Below are 16,285 nucleotides of genomic sequence, written 5' to 3'. Positions count from 1 at the left end.
CTGCGGCAAGCAAGCTTTCAACCAGATGCTCAATCAGTTTTTCCATCACCAGACGCTGGCTTTTACATAAGGTATAAACCAGTTGTAGGGTACCAGTACTGACACCAGTATTGTCTTATATTCGGGATACTGCATTTCATTGGCCTAGTATCGATAGTTATCCGCAACGCATACAATGACTGCATGTTCATCCTATTCAGATAGGAGTAAAAAGATGAAAAAAGTCATAGGTGTTTACCGTAATCAGCACATGCATTGGGTCGGTGATGGATTTCCGGTCAAAAATCTGTTTTCTTATGACCGTCTTGGTCAGGTCATCAGTCCATTCCTGTTGCTGGATTATGCAGCGCCGTATCATTTTGATCCGACTACAGTGCAGCAGGGTGTCGGTTCACATCCACACCGTGGTTTTGAAACCGTGACAATCGCCTATCAGGGTGGAGTAACGCATAAGGATTCTGGCGGTGGTGGCGGTACGATTCAGGCAGGTGATGTACAGTGGATGACTGCAGGTGCAGGCGTGGTGCATGAAGAATTCCATTCTCCAGACTTTGCCCGGAATGGTGGTCTGTTTGAAATGGTCCAGCTGTGGGTGAATTTACCTGCCAAAGACAAAATGACTACACCGCGTTATCAGGCACTGACTGCAACTGATATTCCCCGGATTGAAATGGATGAAGGTGCAGGGCATATTCGGGTCATCGCTGGTGAACTTGATGGGCATCATGGTCCGGCGCATACCTTTAGTCCGGTCAATGTCTGGGATGGTGAACTCAAAGCAGATTATGAAACGATGCTGCAGATACCTGCCGGTCATAATGCTTTGCTGGTGCTATTGAGTGGAGAGCTGGTAGTGAATGCTGGCCAGAAAGTTCTGGACAGTTCTATTGTGATATTTGCTCAGGATAGCGATCCTATAATCCAGATTCAGGCTTATCAGGACAGCAAATTCGTAGTCTTGACCGGTAAACCCTTGAAGGAATCCATTCAAGGTTATGGTCCTTTTGTGATGAATACCAAGGAAGAAATTGTCCAGGCCTTCCAGGATTTTAATCAGGGTAAATTTGGAGAAATTCCGGTAGCTGCTGAATAAAAATGTCAGTCCAGAAACAAAGAAGCCTCTGCAGTGCAGAGGCTTTTAAATAGTTATGCGCTGTAAGTTCTTCTGATTATAAGATTTTTTAAATAACTTCAACACTGTGGAGGGCGATGAAGTTAGCATTTTATTATGCAGAAAATTATAGCGCTTCTTGTATCTTTTGTAAAACGAAAGTTAAAAAATTGGTTAATTTAAATGTATTGTTTTTAAAGGGGAATTTTTATAAAAATACAAAAAATATTAATAAAAGCATAAATTTAAACAGTGTTAACTTTTTATATTGAAAATGTAAAAAATTATGAATTTTCAAGCGCTTTAGTCCATCTGAAAAAAATGCAATCTGGAAGATTTTAATAGCCTAATTACGGCAGGCTTGGTACATAATTTCTAAAAGTTTCTCAATGACGGATGATCAGTTTGGATATCGCAGTAATTGGTAGTGGCATGGCCGGACTGGCTACAGCCAGAATTCTTCAGGATGCAGGACATCACATCACTATTTTTGAAGCGCTGCAAGGGCGCGGCATGGACAGTCACAGCCTCGAGTTTGAAGGTGGATTGGTCGATGCTCCTTTGCGTGTGATGAATCCGTACTTGTGGAAAAATACGCTAAGTCTTGCGACTCATCTGGGGATCAAGACCTATCCGGTACGCACTTATATGGCGTGCAGCTGGTTATTTGAGGACCGGACTGAAACCTGGCTGACGACTTCGCGTAGCCGGATTGGTAACTTTCCGATTATCAATAACCGTAAAGGTCTTCAGCAGTATGGCTGGCGTCTGGTTAAAGGTTTATTACAACTAAAAACAGCGTTGAACAAATTCTTTAAATCTAAAAATCAGGATATCAGCCTGGCAGAATTTATTAATCGCAATGATATTGAAGAAGTATTCTGGCATGGTGCGGTGATGCCGGTACTGTATACCATCTGTACCTGTAACCCAAAAACCATTGGTGAATGGCCAGCCAAGCCCTTATTGATTTTCCTACGTCAACTGACAGATGGCGATGCATTATTACGTATGCAGGGCGGTACACCAGCCTTGGTGGATAAACTGATTGAAGGCATCGACATTGTCAGTGGTGCAGCAACTACGCTGGTACAACAGCAGGGTGATCAGGTCCGTGTAGAAAATGCGGCGGGTTATTCCAAGTTATTTGACCGTGTCATCGTTGCTACACCCACCAACAAGATCGAGGAATTTCTTGATAAAGGCCAGTTTGCAACAGATATTGAATTATTAAAAAAATTCCAGTTTGAGCAGGGGCAATTGGTGATTCATACCGATACCAGCGTGATGCCGCCGAAACGTAAAGACTGGGCAGTACTAAGCTATATGATGGACCGCAAGTTTACCCGTCAGCAGTTCACGGTATGGCTCAATGCGGTTGAACCAACATTAGTAGGTAAATCTCCGGTATTCCAGACCTGGCGTCCGGTGACTGATATCGATCCTAAGAAAATTATTTCTTCTGTGACACTGACCCGCGCAGTGGTTGATGCGCATACTGTAGCCTTGAACAAGGAATTACAGCAACGTCATCTGGATCAGGGCCGTAAGGTATTCTATTGTGGTTCATGGTCATGTGATGGCTTGCCAATTCTGGAATCTGCAGTTACTTCAGCGATGAAGATTGCAGAAATCTTTGGTGCACCATTGCCATTCGAGGGATTAAAACCGAATATTGAGGTTGCACCACAACTCGGTTATTAAGCATGAAACTGTTCCAGGCCTTTCGGCAGCGTCTACCCGAGCATAAATATGCTATCAATGCAGCATTGCTTGGAGATACTTCGCTATTGCCCTGGAGCAATCTTGGTTACTGGCAGATAGGGCAGCAAGACTATGTTGCTGCTTGTCAGGCTTTGGCTGATCATCTGGCTGCAACTATTCATTTAAATTCAAAAGATAAATTACTGGATCTTGGCTGCGGCCAGGGTGCCAGTTTGCTGCATTGGCAGCAGCACTATCAGGTGCAATACCTAGCAGGCGTAGAGCTACAGAAAACTTGTGTTACCAAGATTCAGCAGCATTTACCTGAACTGAATGCAATTTATCATGCTTCTTTTCTTCGACTAAAAGATATCCATTTCCCACATAAATTTGACGCTGTGCTGTGTCTGGATGCGGCTTATCACAATAGCGTACCAAGCTTGTTGGAACAGATAGTCCCAGTTTTGAATTCAAAAGCGCGAATCGGTTTTCATCATCTAGTTTTGTCTGAGCGCTGGAAAACTTTAAATTCATTTCAAAAGCGTAAATACCAGCTTTTGCTGAAATCAGCAGATGTCAATTTAAGTGATTTGATGCCGCTCGGTACGCTATATGAATGTCTGGATCAGTTTGAATTCACAGATGTTCAGGTTGAAGATCTGTCAGAATCAGTATTTGCCGGTTTTGCCAGGTATGTACAGCAGGATTTAAATTCAAAAAAAATGGTTCAGTCTGTAAAGACGTCCAGATTAGATGAATTTAAAATTCAGATAACCGCAAAACTATGCCGAAAGCTTTTTGAAGAAGGTGTAGTGCGGTATGTGCAGATCAGCGCAAAAGCAAAGCACTAGAACAGTGACTGAAAAGATCAAGCCCGAAGAAAATGCAGACTCCAGAAACATCAAAGCCTCACTAAAAAAGCGAGGCTAAGAAAATGGTGCCGGCACACGGATTCGAACTGTGGACCTACTGATTACAAGTCAGTTGCTCTACCAACTGAGCTATGCCGGCATTGTGGTGTGCATTCTACAGATTTTTCGGGGTGATGCAAGCCAAAAAATAACCGTTTAAATGCTTTGGTGAAATTTTAAGTTTGATTGAATTCTGCATGATACGAAAAGCTGCAAAACTTGAAATACATCAGTTGGCTTCATGAAAATCGCCCACATGCGAAAGTGTGGGCGAGGGTGGAAAATTTAAACTGGTTTCAGAGATGAATAAAAACTAGGTTTATCGGCTTTTTAGGATACGGTCCAGATCCTGAGCACATTCCTCCAAGGTAAAGGCCATATCAAACTGCATTTGAGGTTTGAGTTCTTGAGCGAGGCTTCTCCACTGTTCGATGAGTCTGAGGGCTTTTTGAATCTTGTGTTTGTTGACGTCTTTGGCAATGGTCGGAGTGTAACCGCCACGTTTAGCATTTTTGATCTGTTTGGCATAGTTTGCGCTGTTATTCATGTTCGCTCCCGAATAGCAGTGTGTCTATCTTTTAGCTTTTAGTTTGAATCAAGATCAATGGCGTGGTTGGTTAGATCTACTGGTTTTTGTTCTCCTTTTATGTGCCCGCTAAGAGCAACATAACATAGCGATGATGACAATAAAATTAAGCTATTTTTATGCCAAGTTAGAATTCAGTAACTGAATTTTTTGTATAACTTTCATGAAGTATATATAGGGAAAAGAGGGCAATTCATTTGTTCATTAATCAAAAGGCAAGCATTAGCAAACGACATTGTCCTTCTTCTTATAAAAATCCAGTGCCAGCTTCAGATCCTGTGCTAACTGTTCTTTTGTGTTTTCTGGCGCAATTTTTATAAAGGCAGGTACATATTCTTTGAAATACACCTCAGGATACTCTTTGCAGATGATTTTCTTGCGAAGTTCCATAGGCGTAGCCGGGTTATCTAACTGGTCCAGAAAACCACTGATTTTCTGATCTGCCTGTTCAAACTGAATGACATCTACAGAGTTTTTATCTGTCGACATTGCGGCTTCTGCCTGCTCAGGCTGCTTTTGGCAACCAGCAATAACAAACATAACGAGCAGGGTGGTAAAGGTTAGTTTTTTCATCGTCTTTTCTAGTTGTTATCCGGGGCTGAATAATAAGAGTATAAGAGAATTCACCACTGTATAAGAACTGATTTTTTTTAAATAAAAAAATACCTCCATCATAAGGAAGGAGGTATTAAATTGGAAAAGAAACTACAGCGAGCTTCTGATTACATATTTTATATTAGATCACTTTTCAAACAATTGGCAGAATATTACAAGCTTGATAATGATTCATAAAATTAAAATTGCTGTAACTTCTAAAAATGGAATTTAGCCAACAACTTAATGAATTTTCCTTGATTAAGCCATAAAAATTAAAGAATCTGATTAAATATTTTTTCTTTTCTAAAAGCTAAAAAATGAAGGCGTTGAGGAATAGCCAATAGTGAAATTGCAGCATGATATTTAATTATAGACAACAAAAAAGGCTTAAACCCTTTAGATTTAAGCCTTTATTTACTGCTAAAGATTGCAGTTCCGTAAAATATGGCGGTGAGAGAGGGATTCGAACCCTCGATACGCTATAAACGTATACACACTTTCCAGGCGTGCTCCTTCAGCCACTCGGACACCTCACCATGGCGGTGGATGATATAGAAAAAAAACCAGTCTGCCAAGCTTGAAACAATTGATTTGCAGAAAAAGTTTGGAGGCAGTGCTATGATTCGCAAAAATGCTTTCTAAAACGAAGACAATATATGCAAAGTACTGCACAAAAAGCAGCTTTACCAGTCATTACGCTGGCTGCGCTTGGGGTCGTTTTTGGTGATATTGGTACCAGTCCTCTTTATGCACTGCGCCAATGTTTCCTGACCTCGCATCTTGCTATCAGCGAAGCCTCGGTACTGGGCATTCTCTCCCTGATCTTCTGGTGCATCATGCTGACGGTGAGTTTTAAATACGTCACTATCATCATGCGTGCTGACAACAATGGTGAGGGCGGCATCATGTCACTGCTGGCCCTCAACCTGCGAACTACACTAATCTCGGATAAGAAAAAGATTTACCTGATTGCTTTAGGCTTTATTGGTGCTTCATTGTTCTTTGGTGATGGGATTATTACACCTGCGATTTCTGTACTCTCTGCCATTGAAGGATTGAGTATTGCTACGCCAGTGTTTAATAAATGGCTGGAGCCTTTATCCATCGGAATCATTGCCGGCCTGTTTCTGGTACAGCGTCATGGCACCGGGACCATGGGTAAATTTTTTGGTCCACTGACTTTACTGTGGTTCCTGTCGATTGGTGGCTTTGGTTTATGGAGCATCATCCAGACGCCGACAGTCCTGCATATGATTAACCCTTATTGGGCTTATCATTTTGTGGTAGATCAACCTTATGTGGCTTTCCTGACCATGGGTGCAGTGATTCTGACCATGACCGGAGGCGAAGCGATTTATGCAGATATGGGACATTTTGGTCGCCTGCCAATTCGTCTGGCCTGGTTCATTATTGTCTTGCCATGTCTGTTACTCAATTATGCAGGGCAGGGTGCGCTTCTGCTACGTAGTCCAGAAGCTTTGGCTAATCCATTCTATATGCTGCTGCCGGAATGGAGCCTGTATCCAATGATTGGTTTGGCAACGGCTGCTGCGGTCATTGCCTCACAAGCCGTGATTACCGGGGTATTCTCGATGGTCAATCAGGCAATTCAGCTACGTTATTTACCACGTTTGAGCGTGAAACACACTTCAGCTGAAGAACGTGGCCAGATTTATCTGCCATTTATTAACTGGATGCTGTTTATTTCGGTCGTGATTCTGATTTTGTTATTTGAGAACAGTGCGAGACTTGCCAGCGCCTATGGGGTGGCAGTAACCATGACCATGCTCTGTGGCACGATCTTGATCTCTATTTTGGCTTATGGTTTCTGGCGCTGGCCAATCTGGAAAGTACTATTATTCGCGGCTCCTTTTCTGGCGCTCGATCTGATTTTTGTCGCATCTACTTCACTGAAAATCTATTCGGGTGGCTGGGTGCCAATCATGCTTGGAGCAGTATTGTTTACGATACTCATGACTTGGAAGGATGGCCGCGAACTGTTACTCAAACGTATGCAGCAAAATACCTTGCCAATTGAGCTATTTATCAAAAGTGTTTCTACCGGTGGCGGGACTCAGTTTGTGCCGGGTGATGCCATTTTCCTGACCGGAACTCCGGATGTTGTACCACATGCCATGCTGCATAACATCAAGCATAACAAGGTACTGCATCAACGTAATATCATGGTTACGGTGATTACCCGGGATATTCCCTTTGTGGGAGAGGACGATCGGGTAGAAGTTGAAAAGCTGAATGAGCATTTTTACCGGATTTATGCCTATTTCGGTTTCAAGGATCAGCCTGATATTCCACGGGCGGTCAAGCAAGCCTACACGGAATGGGGCTTTGACTATGATCTGATGCAGATCAGTTTCTTTATCTCTCGTGACAGGGTAATTCATGCAATCGGAGAAGGCATGTCACCATGGCGTGAAAAACTGTTTATTTCAATGCAACGTAATACCAGTCCGGTGAGTGATTTCTATCAGATTCCAACTAACCGGGTGGTGGAACTTGGTAGCCAGATCGAAATCTAGCAACAATACTCAAAATGAAAAAAACCAGAGTTCAGCTCTGGTTTTTTAATATCTGTTTCAGACCCGTTATGGAGTAGTTACACCTGGAGCAGTAGAGCCTGCTGGTGTCATCGGGGAATCTTGCTGCATCTCAGGCAGAGTACGGGGATCGTTGGGCTGCTGCATGTCTGGAGTTGCACCTTGTCGCATCATGGCAGGATCTTGAGAATGGCGCATCATACCCGGAGCCTGAGACATACCCGGCTGACCAGATTGCATGCCAGATGACGGATTACTTTGCATAGCAGGTGCCTGACTTGGCTGCACTAAACGAATCTGACCAGAATTAACCAGATTTTCCAGAGAAGCATTCTGACCGTTTACAGTGGTGCTAATTCGTGCCTTGGACAGGCTTTCTAATGTTTCGCCCGGCTTTACCCGTGGTTCAGCCAATGCACTGAGGCTCATTACACTGGTAAATACACCTAGAGCCAGTAATTTTGAATAATGAGTTTTGCAAGTATGGGAGTTTTTCTTCAGCGATAACATCACAATGCTCCTTCGTATATTTCTTCGAGGAATTAGAGTTTCTTACAATTGCATAATTAAAGAGTGGGCAGCAAGGAAAGCTACATAAATGGGTTGAAATCTAGTTCAAGTATCCGTAAAAAACCGACAGGCTGTTACATACTTAATGGATGTTTATTTACATATTGCTTATTTGTTAAGCGATTAGAAATGTCATGATATACACGGCTTACAGGGCTTGTTAAGCTCGGCAACACCCGCTGTAGATGTTCTAAAGTAGCTGTAATCATGGCCAAGAAGCAACGTACCAAAAAAAATCCTGTCTTTCAGTTCCTTAACGAAAATACTGTAAAAATTATCCTAGGTGTGGTGGCATCGGGTAGTTTTGCGATTGCCTTTGGTCAAGAAAAAATCAGCCAGTGGGTATCGCTGTCTTCACCATCAAATTCTGCCTGTCTGGATCAGTTTTACCGGGATGTGCCACCTTACTTAATGAAGGACAGCTTAAAAAAGAACAGCTATGCACTCTGCTTTAACGGCTTTAATGTCATGTATTCTGGTGTCTCCAAAACACCATTATGGGTGGCAGAACTATTGACGCCATCTCGCCTGAGTCAAAAGATTCCGCGTGAAGACAGCTTTCATGAGGAAGAACGTGTCAGTTCGGCGCATCGTGCAACTCTGGCAGATTACCGCGGTACTGGCTATGACCGTGGACATATGGCACCAAATGCCGATATGCCAACCAAGCAGGCACAGTTTGACAGTTTCTCCTTAGCCAACATGGTACCGCAAGCCCCGAAGAACAATCAGCAGGCGTGGCGTGAACTGGAAGAAGCCACTCGTGCGGTGGTGACCAAACAGAAACAGGATGTCTATGTGGTTACGGGACCGGTTTATAGCGCGAAAAAGCTGGAGACGATTGGCAAAGGTGTAATCGTACCGAATGCGACCTATAAAGCGGTATATATGCCGAAAACTGGTGCAGCCGGGGTGTATTATGTGGATAACAACCTGAAAAATCCGGCACCAAAAGTCCAGATCATCAGCGTCTGTGCCTTGGAGGAACTGGTTAATATCAACATCTTCCCGCAACTGACTGAAGAACAGAAACGTAATACCTATAAGCTGCCTCTGAAAGCCAGCGAGGTGAAGGCCAATAAGCCGATCACCTATGCCAACTGGGATGCAGAAAGCCAGTGCGCCGAAGATGTATCCAAAAGTGACTTGGAAGCATTACAAGAGGAATTCAAACGTTCTGGTGGAGGTCGTACGTCTGTGAGCGGGAATACTTCAACATCTGAGGGTTCTACTAGTGACGCAGCAGACAATAATGATCCGCAAGGTGCATTGATCAAGCAGTTGCTGGAAGCAGTGCTACAGTTCATTTTGCAGCTTTTGAAATAATTCTGTTGTGCCAGACAGGATTCAGGTAGCATAAATCTGTCCGGTACAATTAGAAAACAACAAGGAAGCGACAGAAAAAAATGTTTAAACCTTATGAAAACGGCACCGAATCACATGCGATTCATGACCTGACCATTGAAAATGATGTGGACTGTGTCAGCCTCTATGGAAACTTGCAGTTAACCAAGGATCAGGCCGGGCTGAAAGCAGCCAAGGCCTTGCAGGCGCTGCTCAATGATGTGGTGCAGCAACTGGAAAATACTCCGGATCTGCCTGACAAGATCCAGCGTGATGACGCTCAGGAAATTGATAATCCATTTTTATAATGGGTCATTTTTTAAAATTTCATGACTCTTCCATGCGAAACAGAAAAAGCTCAGGATTACTATGAGCTTTTTTTATTCAGGTTTAAAAGTTTATTTCTCTTGAATTATTTTTATTATTTTTACTCAAAAATCTAAATTTGATATTGGGTATTGAGATTGGCCTGCATCGGGTAATCTAAAAATTTCTCCTGTGTTTTGTTTTTCAGATAGTCTGAGCGCCACTGTTGCGGCGTCTGACGGGTCCACTGCTTAAAGGCACGCTGGAAGGCACTTTGTTCTGAATAACCCAATAACAGGGAAATCTCGTGCAGGCTTAGATTTTCATCGGTCAAATATTGCTGGGCTAGCATAAAACGGATTTCCTGCATTCGCTGCTGATAGGTCTTGCCCTGTTTTTGCAAATGACGCTGTAACTGCCGAACCGACCAGTGTAACTGACGGGCAATATGCTCAATCTGAAACATGTTTTTTTGCAGTCCGGTCAGGATCGCCTGCTGAATCCGATGATCTATCTGTGAAGTATTCGGCAGTTTTTCCAATAAGGCTTCTGCCTGTTGTTTTAACAGCTTCTGTAGCGTCTGGTCACCTTGACGTAATGGTTTTGCCAGTTCAGAAACATGCATAAAAATCACACTCTTTGGCTGATCAAAACGGACCTTGCAACGGAAGTACTGTTCATACAGATTGAGATACTTGTTGGTCGGCTGACGGAAATGAACTTCATGTAAGTGAATATCATCGGTAGCCATCAGCGAACGTACAAATTTCAGCATCAATGCCATGGCGACTTCATCTGTCAATTGAGTCGCCAGATTTAGAGGAACATCGACCCAGGCAATTGACAGGTAGTCATTTTCGACACGGACTTCTAAAGGACTGCCGTCATAGACCAGACGATGATAGTCATGATAGCGCATCATGGCTTCGCCCAAGGTTTCACAGGACAGCGCCAGATAGGCAATAATGCCGAGATGTCGGGGTTGTACAAAATTAGCAATTTCCAGGCCTAAGGCAGGAGTCTGCAACTTTTGCTGTAATTGCATGAGCAACTCACGCCAGATGACAAATTCAAAGCGTTCAACGTCCTGTATAGCGAGTAGTTTTTCTGGAATGGGGAGTTGTTTGGATAGATAGAACTCCAGCAACAAATGTCCCAGACCTCCATAAACCGTGCCTGCATCGTCCTGTATGCTGTGCATTTTTTAATTCTTTTTGTCGTGTTTTGTCAATCATATTGAATTTTGTGGTCAATATCTAGCCTTTTAGCTCACCTATAGTAAATAAAAAGGAGGGACAGACAATGCTAAAAGGTTTTCTGGCAGGACTGGTAATTGCCAATGGTTTTGAATGGTTTGTGCATAAATATATTCTGCATGGTATACCTCGCAAAGGTCAGGCTCGCTACAGTCCAGTACCGCAGAGCATGCGTTCACACTGGGAGCATCATCGGGAAGTGCGTAAGACAGCATTCTCTGATCATGGCTATGTAGAAGGCTGGCAGAACTGGCGTACCCGTAATGAAATTGGATCTCTGGTTGTTGTTGCCAGTGTATTTGGCCTGGTCTTTTATCCGGTTTCAAAAGGAATGTCGCTCGCAGTGCTTTATAGTGCCTGCAATTATTATTATGTGCATCGTCGGGCACATCTGGAACCAGAATGGGCCAAGCGAAAAATTCCCTGGCATTATGACCATCATATGAATAGTAATCAGGATGCCAACTGGTGTGTGACCCGACCATGGTTCGACTACGTTATGGGGACACGGGTGATTTCATCGCCTGAATTACAGGAACAAAATCCACTCGGCATCTATCTACCCAAACCGGTTTCTCAAGCCCTGAGCAGCAGTATTCAGCAGATCTTTCCAGCCAAATGGGTTGAGAAAAATAGAGCCTTAAATCCTTAAAAGAAACCTAGAAGTTTTAGATAAGGAAATAAAATGCATTTGCACGCTATTTTTGTCGTGATTTGTCAATAAATCCTGCTTAAATTGTCAATATTCGGGGTGTTTTTTGACCTATATTTACACCTGTCAGCGATATAGCCTAACGCTGACAGGTTGTTATGAATACTTGAGTTATGGTTAGATTTTACTGGTTATGTTGACACCAAGCGCTGTAGTCTATTCTTGGTTTTATAGGGAGTCGCAAGACTCCTTTTTTTTGTCCCTAATTCATGTGCTTAAATTTTCAAGTAATAAAAAAGGCATGATTAACATGCCTTTTTCAGATCTTGTCTCTAAAAAGAATTAAAGACGCATTTCAATGCCTTGCGCTGCCAGATAGGCTTTTGCTTCTGGAATGGTATGCTGGCCGAAGTGGAAGATTGAGGCTGCAAGTACAGCATCTGCGCCCCCTTTTAAAATCCCGTCCGCCAGATGTTGCAGGTTACCGACACCACCAGAAGCAATTGTTGGAATGTTAACGCGGTCATTAATGGTACGCATGAGTGCCAGGTCATAGCCCGCTTTGGTACCATCAGCATCCATTGAGGTCACTAACAGTTCACCGGCGCCGTAGTCCGCCATTTTCACGGCCCATTCAATCGCATCAATACCCGTTTCCTTGCGGCCACCGTGAGTAAAGATTTCCCATTTATTCTCGCCGGTTTTCTTGGCATCAATAGCCACCACGATACATTGTGCACCAAAACGCTGAGAAGCCTCCTGGACGAATTCAGGATTATAAATAGCTGCTGAGTTAATGCTGACTTTATCCGCGCCAGCATTTAACAATAAACGGATATCTTCAACTTTACGGACACCACCACCTACAGTTAACGGTACGAATACAGATTCGGCCATACGCTCTACAGTACGATAAGTCGTGTCACGTCCATGATGTGTAGCGGTAATATCAAGGAAAGTAATTTCATCGGCACCTTGTTCATTATAGCGACGCGCCACTTCGACCGGGTCGCCCGCATCACGAATATCAAGGAACTGAACACCCTTGACCACACGACCATTATCAACGTCGAGGCAAGGAATAATACGTTTAGCTAGCATAAATTTTTCCAATTATTACAGCCGATTATGAAACTCACCCACGCAAGCGCTACACCTTGGCAGATGGAAACGGTATTCTAGCAAAAATATGTAAGTTTTTTCGCAGGTTTTCTATGTCGGTTTATACCACTTTGACTTTAAAGGAAGTTCAGGATTTTGCAGCGCCTTATGGTCTCAAGGCGATTGATCTGATTCCCATTCAAGGAGGTATCCAGAACACCAACTACTTTCTGGTCTGTGAAGACCAGCAATATGTATTGACTGTGTTCGAGGACATGGATGAACAGGCTGCTGGTGAACTGGTTCCCGTACTTAAGCATCTGGGACAGGCAGGGGTGGCTGTGCCTGTACCATTATCACATTCAGGCAAGGCCATTCATAGCATTAAAGGAAAGCCAGCCCAGATCGCGCCACGGATGCTGGGCGAACATCCTATGCCAGCGACCAAGGCTCAGGCCGAAGCCATTGCCATTGCGCAGGCAAAAATGCATGTAGCACTAAAAGATTTTAAACTGGAACGCGAATTCGTACGTGATCATGCCTACTGGTACGCTGTGGCACAGGAGATCAAGCCAACCCTGAATGCTGCTGATAAAGTCCTGTTGGGTAAGTTGCTCGGCCTGTATGAGGCATTGACAGCCGTTTATACTGATCGCCCACGTGGTTTTATTCACTCAGATCTGTTCCGTGACAATACCCTGTTTGAGGGAGATCAGCTCAATGGCATTCTGGATTTTTATGAACTGAATAAAGATGAGCTGCTGTTTGATATTGCCATTACCTTAAATGACTTCTGTACAGATTATCCCGCAGTGACCTTGAATGAAGAACGTGCAGTTGCTTTTCTAAAGGCTTATGAAAGTATCCGTCCCTTGACTGAGGATGAAAAAGCCTGTCTGCAGCTTTACCTGGCGATGGCAGCCGGTCGTTTCTGGATGATGCGTTTACAAGTGGCACAGAAAAATGCGGCTCAAGGCCGTACCGGAAACGATATCCTGCAAAAGAATCCGGAAGAAATGCGTAATATGTTGATCGAACGACTTAAGTTTGTCACCGCTTAACCAACAGGAACAACAATATGCGTGATCAAGGGCGTTTGGTGGAATGGTTTGATGAAAAAGGCTATGGTTTTATTCAGCCGAATGATGCTGGCAAGGAACGTGTTTTTCTACACATTAAGGATTTTGCGCGCCCTGGTCCGCGCCCGATTGTGGGTTGTGCCCTAGATTATGCCGTGATTCTGGATGATCAAGGCCGTTATCGTGCTCAGCAGGTGACTTATCTCAAAGCTGCCCAAATCAAGGCGTTGACGGCTAAACAGAAAACTAGCATAAATAATAAAAAAGAAAATTTGCAGCCGATGCAAATCCTCTGTGTGGGATATATTCTGGCGCTTGTGGTACTCAGTTTCAGTGGCCTGTTGAGCGGGATGGTAGTGTTGCTGATTAGTTTAATGAATATATTGAGTTACTGGCTCTACGCCCAAGACAAGGAAGCAGCCCAACTCGGTAATCGCCGTATTCCTGAAAATGCGCTACATCTGGTGGCTTTTCTTGGAGGTTGGCCGGCAGCTTGGCTGGCCCAACAAAAACTGAGACATAAAACACAAAAACAACCATTCCGTCAGATTTATTTTTGTACCATAGCCTTTAACATCATTTTGATTCTATGGCTTATTTCCCCTTTAAACGGCTTAAATATTTAAGGGAAATTGATAAAAAGGAGAGGGTATGAACTATTCGATTGACAAGGACCCTAACCGCACACTGACTCTTATTCTTTATATTGTGGCGATCTTTACCGGTGGCCTGCTTGCTGTCATTGCGCTGGTGATTAACTATGTGAAACGCAGCTCGGTTCGCGGCACAATTTTCGAGAGCCATTTTACCTGGCAGATCCGCACCTTCTGGTGGTATCTGATCTGGAATATCGTTGCCTTTGTTCCATTTTTCTTCCTGTTCTTTACCGGTGAAGATCCGGATCTGTTTGCAGGTGTAGCATTTGGTGCCACCACTTTCTGCCTGATTGTGATTGGCTTGGCCTGGATCTGGATTGTGTATCGTGCAATTCGCGGGATTATGCGTTTGAATGATAATCTGCCGATGTATCGATAAATCAAATTGGGATCTGGAAAGAGCAGCATATCGCTGCTCTTTTTTATAGCTCTATGATTTTTGGCAGCAGAATATCCGAATGAAGTGGGCACTATTCAGCATGTCTTTCCGCAGTTAAAACAGGTCGAACTTGATTTTGTCTGGAGTGGTACAACTGATCTGACCATGAATGGCACAGCCGACAGCCGCAAGTTTGGTGATAAATTTCCAATCTATGCAGTACAAGGTTGGAGTGGTCATGGCGTGGCGCAAACTGTGGGTATTGGTAAAGTGATTGCAGATGACTTCTGTGGCAAAGCCGATGACTTTAATATGTTAACCAGTATCCAGCATCAAGATATCCTATTTGGTCGAGTACTTGCACCGGTGGTGATTCCAATGGCGAAAACGGCCTATAATTTTAGTGCTTTGGTCAATCCGGGCAAAATGGTATTTTTCTAAAATTCAATATAAATATAAAAAAATCCCCCTTTTTAAAGAGGGATTTAGGGAGATTCATAGAGGGTTAGGGTGAGGGAAAATTAAGAAAGATCTTCCTTCAACTCTTCTCTTTTTTCTGTTCTTAAAAACTTCGGTTTCCATTCACTGGCAATTACACCCAGTACCACCATTAATCCGCCCAATAAAGCCAGAGCAGGTAAACGTTCTCCAGCGAGTCGGCCAAACAGACTGGCCCAGATCGGTTCACCAGCATAGATGATGGCAGCCTGAGAAGGATCAACCATTTCTTGTGCCCAGTTCATGACGAGTTGAATCACTGCGCTGGCTATACCGAGGCCAACTAAAATGATGGCAAGGTGAGGATGGAACTCCGGTAGCTGAGGTTCGCCGAGCATTGCTGCCATAATAAAGCAGAACAGTGATGCGAAAATCAGCTGTAACACGGTCACGCGGCGCGTATTTACCTTCGGTGCAAAGTAACTTATAAAGATGATTTCAAGTGCAATTGCAATCGAACCCAAAATCGTCAGTAGCTGTCCAAAACTCAGTTGAATCGCACCAAAGCCATTTCCTGTTAAGAAGACCAGACCTAAAAAGGCGAGGGCTGCCCCAATCCATGTCATGACATGTGGTTTTTTACGAAACAGCAGCCATAGCAAGATAGGCACAAGAGGCACATACAGTGCGGTTAAAAAAGCCGATTCACTACTGCTAATCGTTTGTAGTCCAACTGTTTGCGTACCATAGCCCAGTGCAATGAGCAATCCGATGACCGCACCAGCAAAAACTTCAAAAGCAGACATGCCTTTGAGATATTTCCAGGAAATGAGTGTCACGGCAATAGCAGCAGCCATAAAACGCAAGGCCACAAATAGCACGGGACTGGCAAAGGTCAGTCCGTATTTCACCACCACAAAGGTTGTACCCCAAATGATGGTAATTAAAATCAGAGAAAGCTGAGGGAGCTTCGCTTTCCATATTGAGGATTCAGAGGATAAGGTAGACATGGGAGATCAGTATTCAGATAAAAACGAAAA

At 43.7% G+C, this 16,285-nt stretch carries 16 protein-coding genes, 2 tRNA genes and 1 pseudogene; 11 read left to right on the top strand and 8 right to left on the bottom strand.

The features are described 5' to 3' along the window. Positions 1 to 214: 214 nt before the first annotated feature. The 3 genes from FSC11_RS13840 to FSC11_RS13830 all read left to right on the top strand — a co-directional run bounded on the left by FSC11_RS13840 (position 215) and on the right by FSC11_RS13830 (position 3,666). Positions 215 to 1,093, top strand: coding sequence for a pirin family protein (locus FSC11_RS13840; protein ID WP_163167496.1), 879 nt, complete (start codon positions 215 to 217; stop codon positions 1,091 to 1,093). A 414-nt stretch (positions 1,094 to 1,507) separates the two neighbouring features. Further along, positions 1,508 to 2,815 carry an FAD-dependent oxidoreductase gene (locus tag FSC11_RS13835; protein WP_163167494.1) on the top strand — a complete coding sequence of 436 codons (1,308 nt, stop codon included), beginning with the start codon at positions 1,508 to 1,510 and terminating at the stop codon, positions 2,813 to 2,815. Between the two features lie 2 nt (positions 2,816 to 2,817). Further along, a complete protein-coding gene (locus FSC11_RS13830) occupies positions 2,818 to 3,666 on the top strand; it encodes an SAM-dependent methyltransferase (RefSeq protein WP_163167492.1) in 849 nt (282 codons plus the stop codon). Between the two features lie 84 nt (positions 3,667 to 3,750). Here FSC11_RS13830 and FSC11_RS13825 read toward each other — a convergent pair. The 4 genes from FSC11_RS13825 to FSC11_RS13810 all read right to left on the bottom strand — a co-directional run bounded on the left by FSC11_RS13825 (position 3,751) and on the right by FSC11_RS13810 (position 5,445). Continuing rightward, positions 3,751 to 3,826: transfer RNA gene (locus tag FSC11_RS13825), tRNA-Thr, on the bottom strand. Between the two features lie 219 nt (positions 3,827 to 4,045). Beyond that, positions 4,046 to 4,273: a hypothetical protein gene (locus FSC11_RS13820; protein WP_004813658.1), complete on the bottom strand. Its 228-nt coding sequence runs from the start codon at positions 4,271 to 4,273 to the stop codon at positions 4,046 to 4,048. Positions 4,274 to 4,534: 261 nt separating this feature from the next. Then, positions 4,535 to 4,885 carry a hypothetical protein gene (locus tag FSC11_RS13815; protein ID WP_163167490.1) on the bottom strand — a complete coding sequence of 117 codons (351 nt, stop codon included), beginning with the start codon at positions 4,883 to 4,885 and terminating at the stop codon, positions 4,535 to 4,537. 469 nt (positions 4,886 to 5,354) lie between these two features. Further along, positions 5,355 to 5,445 (bottom strand) — tRNA-Ser (locus FSC11_RS13810). A 120-nt stretch (positions 5,446 to 5,565) separates the two neighbouring features. Between FSC11_RS13810 and FSC11_RS13805 the strand changes: the two genes are divergently transcribed. After that, positions 5,566 to 7,446, top strand: coding sequence for a potassium transporter Kup (locus FSC11_RS13805; protein WP_163167488.1), 1,881 nt, complete (start codon positions 5,566 to 5,568; stop codon positions 7,444 to 7,446). Positions 7,447 to 7,512: 66 nt separating this feature from the next. Here FSC11_RS13805 and FSC11_RS13800 read toward each other — a convergent pair whose 3' ends face one another. Further along, positions 7,513 to 7,974 carry a hypothetical protein gene (locus tag FSC11_RS13800; RefSeq protein ID WP_163167486.1) on the bottom strand — a complete coding sequence of 154 codons (462 nt, stop codon included), beginning with the start codon at positions 7,972 to 7,974 and terminating at the stop codon, positions 7,513 to 7,515. A gap of 267 nt (positions 7,975 to 8,241) precedes the next feature. Between FSC11_RS13800 and FSC11_RS13795 the strand changes: the two genes are divergently transcribed. Then, complete coding sequence (locus FSC11_RS13795; RefSeq protein WP_076752921.1) at positions 8,242 to 9,360, top strand: DNA/RNA non-specific endonuclease; 1,119 nt, start codon at positions 8,242 to 8,244, stop codon at positions 9,358 to 9,360. 80 nt (positions 9,361 to 9,440) lie between these two features. Further along, a complete protein-coding gene (locus FSC11_RS13790) occupies positions 9,441 to 9,686 on the top strand; it encodes a hypothetical protein (RefSeq protein WP_004813651.1) in 246 nt (81 codons plus the stop codon). 131 nt (positions 9,687 to 9,817) lie between these two features. Here the strand turns inward: FSC11_RS13790 and FSC11_RS13785 are convergent, their stop codons facing one another. After that, complete coding sequence (locus FSC11_RS13785) at positions 9,818 to 10,885, bottom strand: AraC family transcriptional regulator (protein WP_103800187.1); 1,068 nt, start codon at positions 10,883 to 10,885, stop codon at positions 9,818 to 9,820. A 101-nt stretch (positions 10,886 to 10,986) separates the two neighbouring features. On the opposite strand from FSC11_RS13785, the gene FSC11_RS13780 reads away from it, so the two are divergent. Next, entirely contained in the window at positions 10,987 to 11,592 is a 606-nt protein-coding gene (locus FSC11_RS13780; RefSeq protein WP_163167484.1) for a sterol desaturase family protein, read from the top strand. A gap of 342 nt (positions 11,593 to 11,934) precedes the next feature. On the opposite strand, the gene hisF is transcribed toward FSC11_RS13780, so the two are convergent. After that, positions 11,935 to 12,693, bottom strand: coding sequence for an imidazole glycerol phosphate synthase subunit HisF (gene hisF / locus FSC11_RS13775; protein WP_004813648.1), 759 nt, complete (start codon positions 12,691 to 12,693; stop codon positions 11,935 to 11,937). Between the two features lie 113 nt (positions 12,694 to 12,806). Between hisF and FSC11_RS13770 the strand changes: the two genes are divergently transcribed. The 4 genes and pseudogenes from FSC11_RS13770 to FSC11_RS13755 form a co-directional block, all read left to right on the top strand. Continuing rightward, positions 12,807 to 13,754: a homoserine kinase gene (locus FSC11_RS13770; protein ID WP_163167482.1), complete on the top strand. Its 948-nt coding sequence runs from the start codon at positions 12,807 to 12,809 to the stop codon at positions 13,752 to 13,754. Between the two features lie 17 nt (positions 13,755 to 13,771). Further along, entirely contained in the window at positions 13,772 to 14,398 is a 627-nt protein-coding gene (locus FSC11_RS13765; protein ID WP_163167480.1) for a DUF1294 domain-containing protein, read from the top strand. 25 nt (positions 14,399 to 14,423) lie between these two features. Next, positions 14,424 to 14,807 carry a DUF4870 family protein gene (locus tag FSC11_RS13760; protein ID WP_163167478.1) on the top strand — a complete coding sequence of 128 codons (384 nt, stop codon included), beginning with the start codon at positions 14,424 to 14,426 and terminating at the stop codon, positions 14,805 to 14,807. A 93-nt stretch (positions 14,808 to 14,900) separates the two neighbouring features. Next, positions 14,901 to 15,248, top strand: a pseudogene (locus FSC11_RS13755) (FAD-binding oxidoreductase); the annotation flags it as partial. Positions 15,249 to 15,328: 80 nt separating this feature from the next. Here the strand turns inward: FSC11_RS13755 and FSC11_RS13750 are convergent. Then, entirely contained in the window at positions 15,329 to 16,255 is a 927-nt protein-coding gene (locus tag FSC11_RS13750; RefSeq protein WP_163167473.1) for a DMT family transporter, read from the bottom strand. Positions 16,256 to 16,285: the final 30 nt, after the last annotated feature.

It is taken from the genome of Acinetobacter schindleri, assembly GCF_010918895.1.
Taxonomy (GTDB): Bacteria; Pseudomonadota; Gammaproteobacteria; order Pseudomonadales; family Moraxellaceae; genus Acinetobacter; species Acinetobacter schindleri.
This window is presented reverse-complemented; position numbering and strand designations above follow the sequence as displayed.

What these genes read in the sequence shown, in the direction of transcription:
- FSC11_RS13805 (WP_163167488.1), top strand. Translation starts at nt 5,566, where the DNA reads ATGCAAAGTACTGCACAAAAAGCAGCTTTACCAGTCATTACGCTGGCT.
- FSC11_RS13820 (WP_004813658.1), bottom strand. Translation starts at nt 4,273, where the DNA reads ATGAATAACAGCGCAAACTATGCCAAACAGATCAAAAATGCTAAACGT.
- FSC11_RS13780 (WP_163167484.1), top strand. Translation starts at nt 10,987, where the DNA reads ATGCTAAAAGGTTTTCTGGCAGGACTGGTAATTGCCAATGGTTTTGAA.
- FSC11_RS13750 (WP_163167473.1), bottom strand. Translation starts at nt 16,255, where the DNA reads ATGTCTACCTTATCCTCTGAATCCTCAATATGGAAAGCGAAGCTCCCT.
- FSC11_RS13800 (WP_163167486.1), bottom strand. Translation starts at nt 7,974, where the DNA reads ATGTTATCGCTGAAGAAAAACTCCCATACTTGCAAAACTCATTATTCA.
- FSC11_RS13795 (WP_076752921.1), top strand. Translation starts at nt 8,242, where the DNA reads ATGGCCAAGAAGCAACGTACCAAAAAAAATCCTGTCTTTCAGTTCCTT.
- FSC11_RS13790 (WP_004813651.1), top strand. Translation starts at nt 9,441, where the DNA reads ATGTTTAAACCTTATGAAAACGGCACCGAATCACATGCGATTCATGAC.
- FSC11_RS13770 (WP_163167482.1), top strand. Translation starts at nt 12,807, where the DNA reads ATGTCGGTTTATACCACTTTGACTTTAAAGGAAGTTCAGGATTTTGCA.
- FSC11_RS13835 (WP_163167494.1), top strand. Translation starts at nt 1,508, where the DNA reads ATGATCAGTTTGGATATCGCAGTAATTGGTAGTGGCATGGCCGGACTG.
- FSC11_RS13830 (WP_163167492.1), top strand. Translation starts at nt 2,818, where the DNA reads ATGAAACTGTTCCAGGCCTTTCGGCAGCGTCTACCCGAGCATAAATAT.
- FSC11_RS13840 (WP_163167496.1), top strand. Translation starts at nt 215, where the DNA reads ATGAAAAAAGTCATAGGTGTTTACCGTAATCAGCACATGCATTGGGTC.
- FSC11_RS13760 (WP_163167478.1), top strand. Translation starts at nt 14,424, where the DNA reads ATGAACTATTCGATTGACAAGGACCCTAACCGCACACTGACTCTTATT.
- hisF (WP_004813648.1), bottom strand. Translation starts at nt 12,693, where the DNA reads ATGCTAGCTAAACGTATTATTCCTTGCCTCGACGTTGATAATGGTCGT.
- FSC11_RS13785 (WP_103800187.1), bottom strand. Translation starts at nt 10,885, where the DNA reads ATGCACAGCATACAGGACGATGCAGGCACGGTTTATGGAGGTCTGGGA.
- FSC11_RS13815 (WP_163167490.1), bottom strand. Translation starts at nt 4,885, where the DNA reads ATGAAAAAACTAACCTTTACCACCCTGCTCGTTATGTTTGTTATTGCT.
- FSC11_RS13765 (WP_163167480.1), top strand. Translation starts at nt 13,772, where the DNA reads ATGCGTGATCAAGGGCGTTTGGTGGAATGGTTTGATGAAAAAGGCTAT.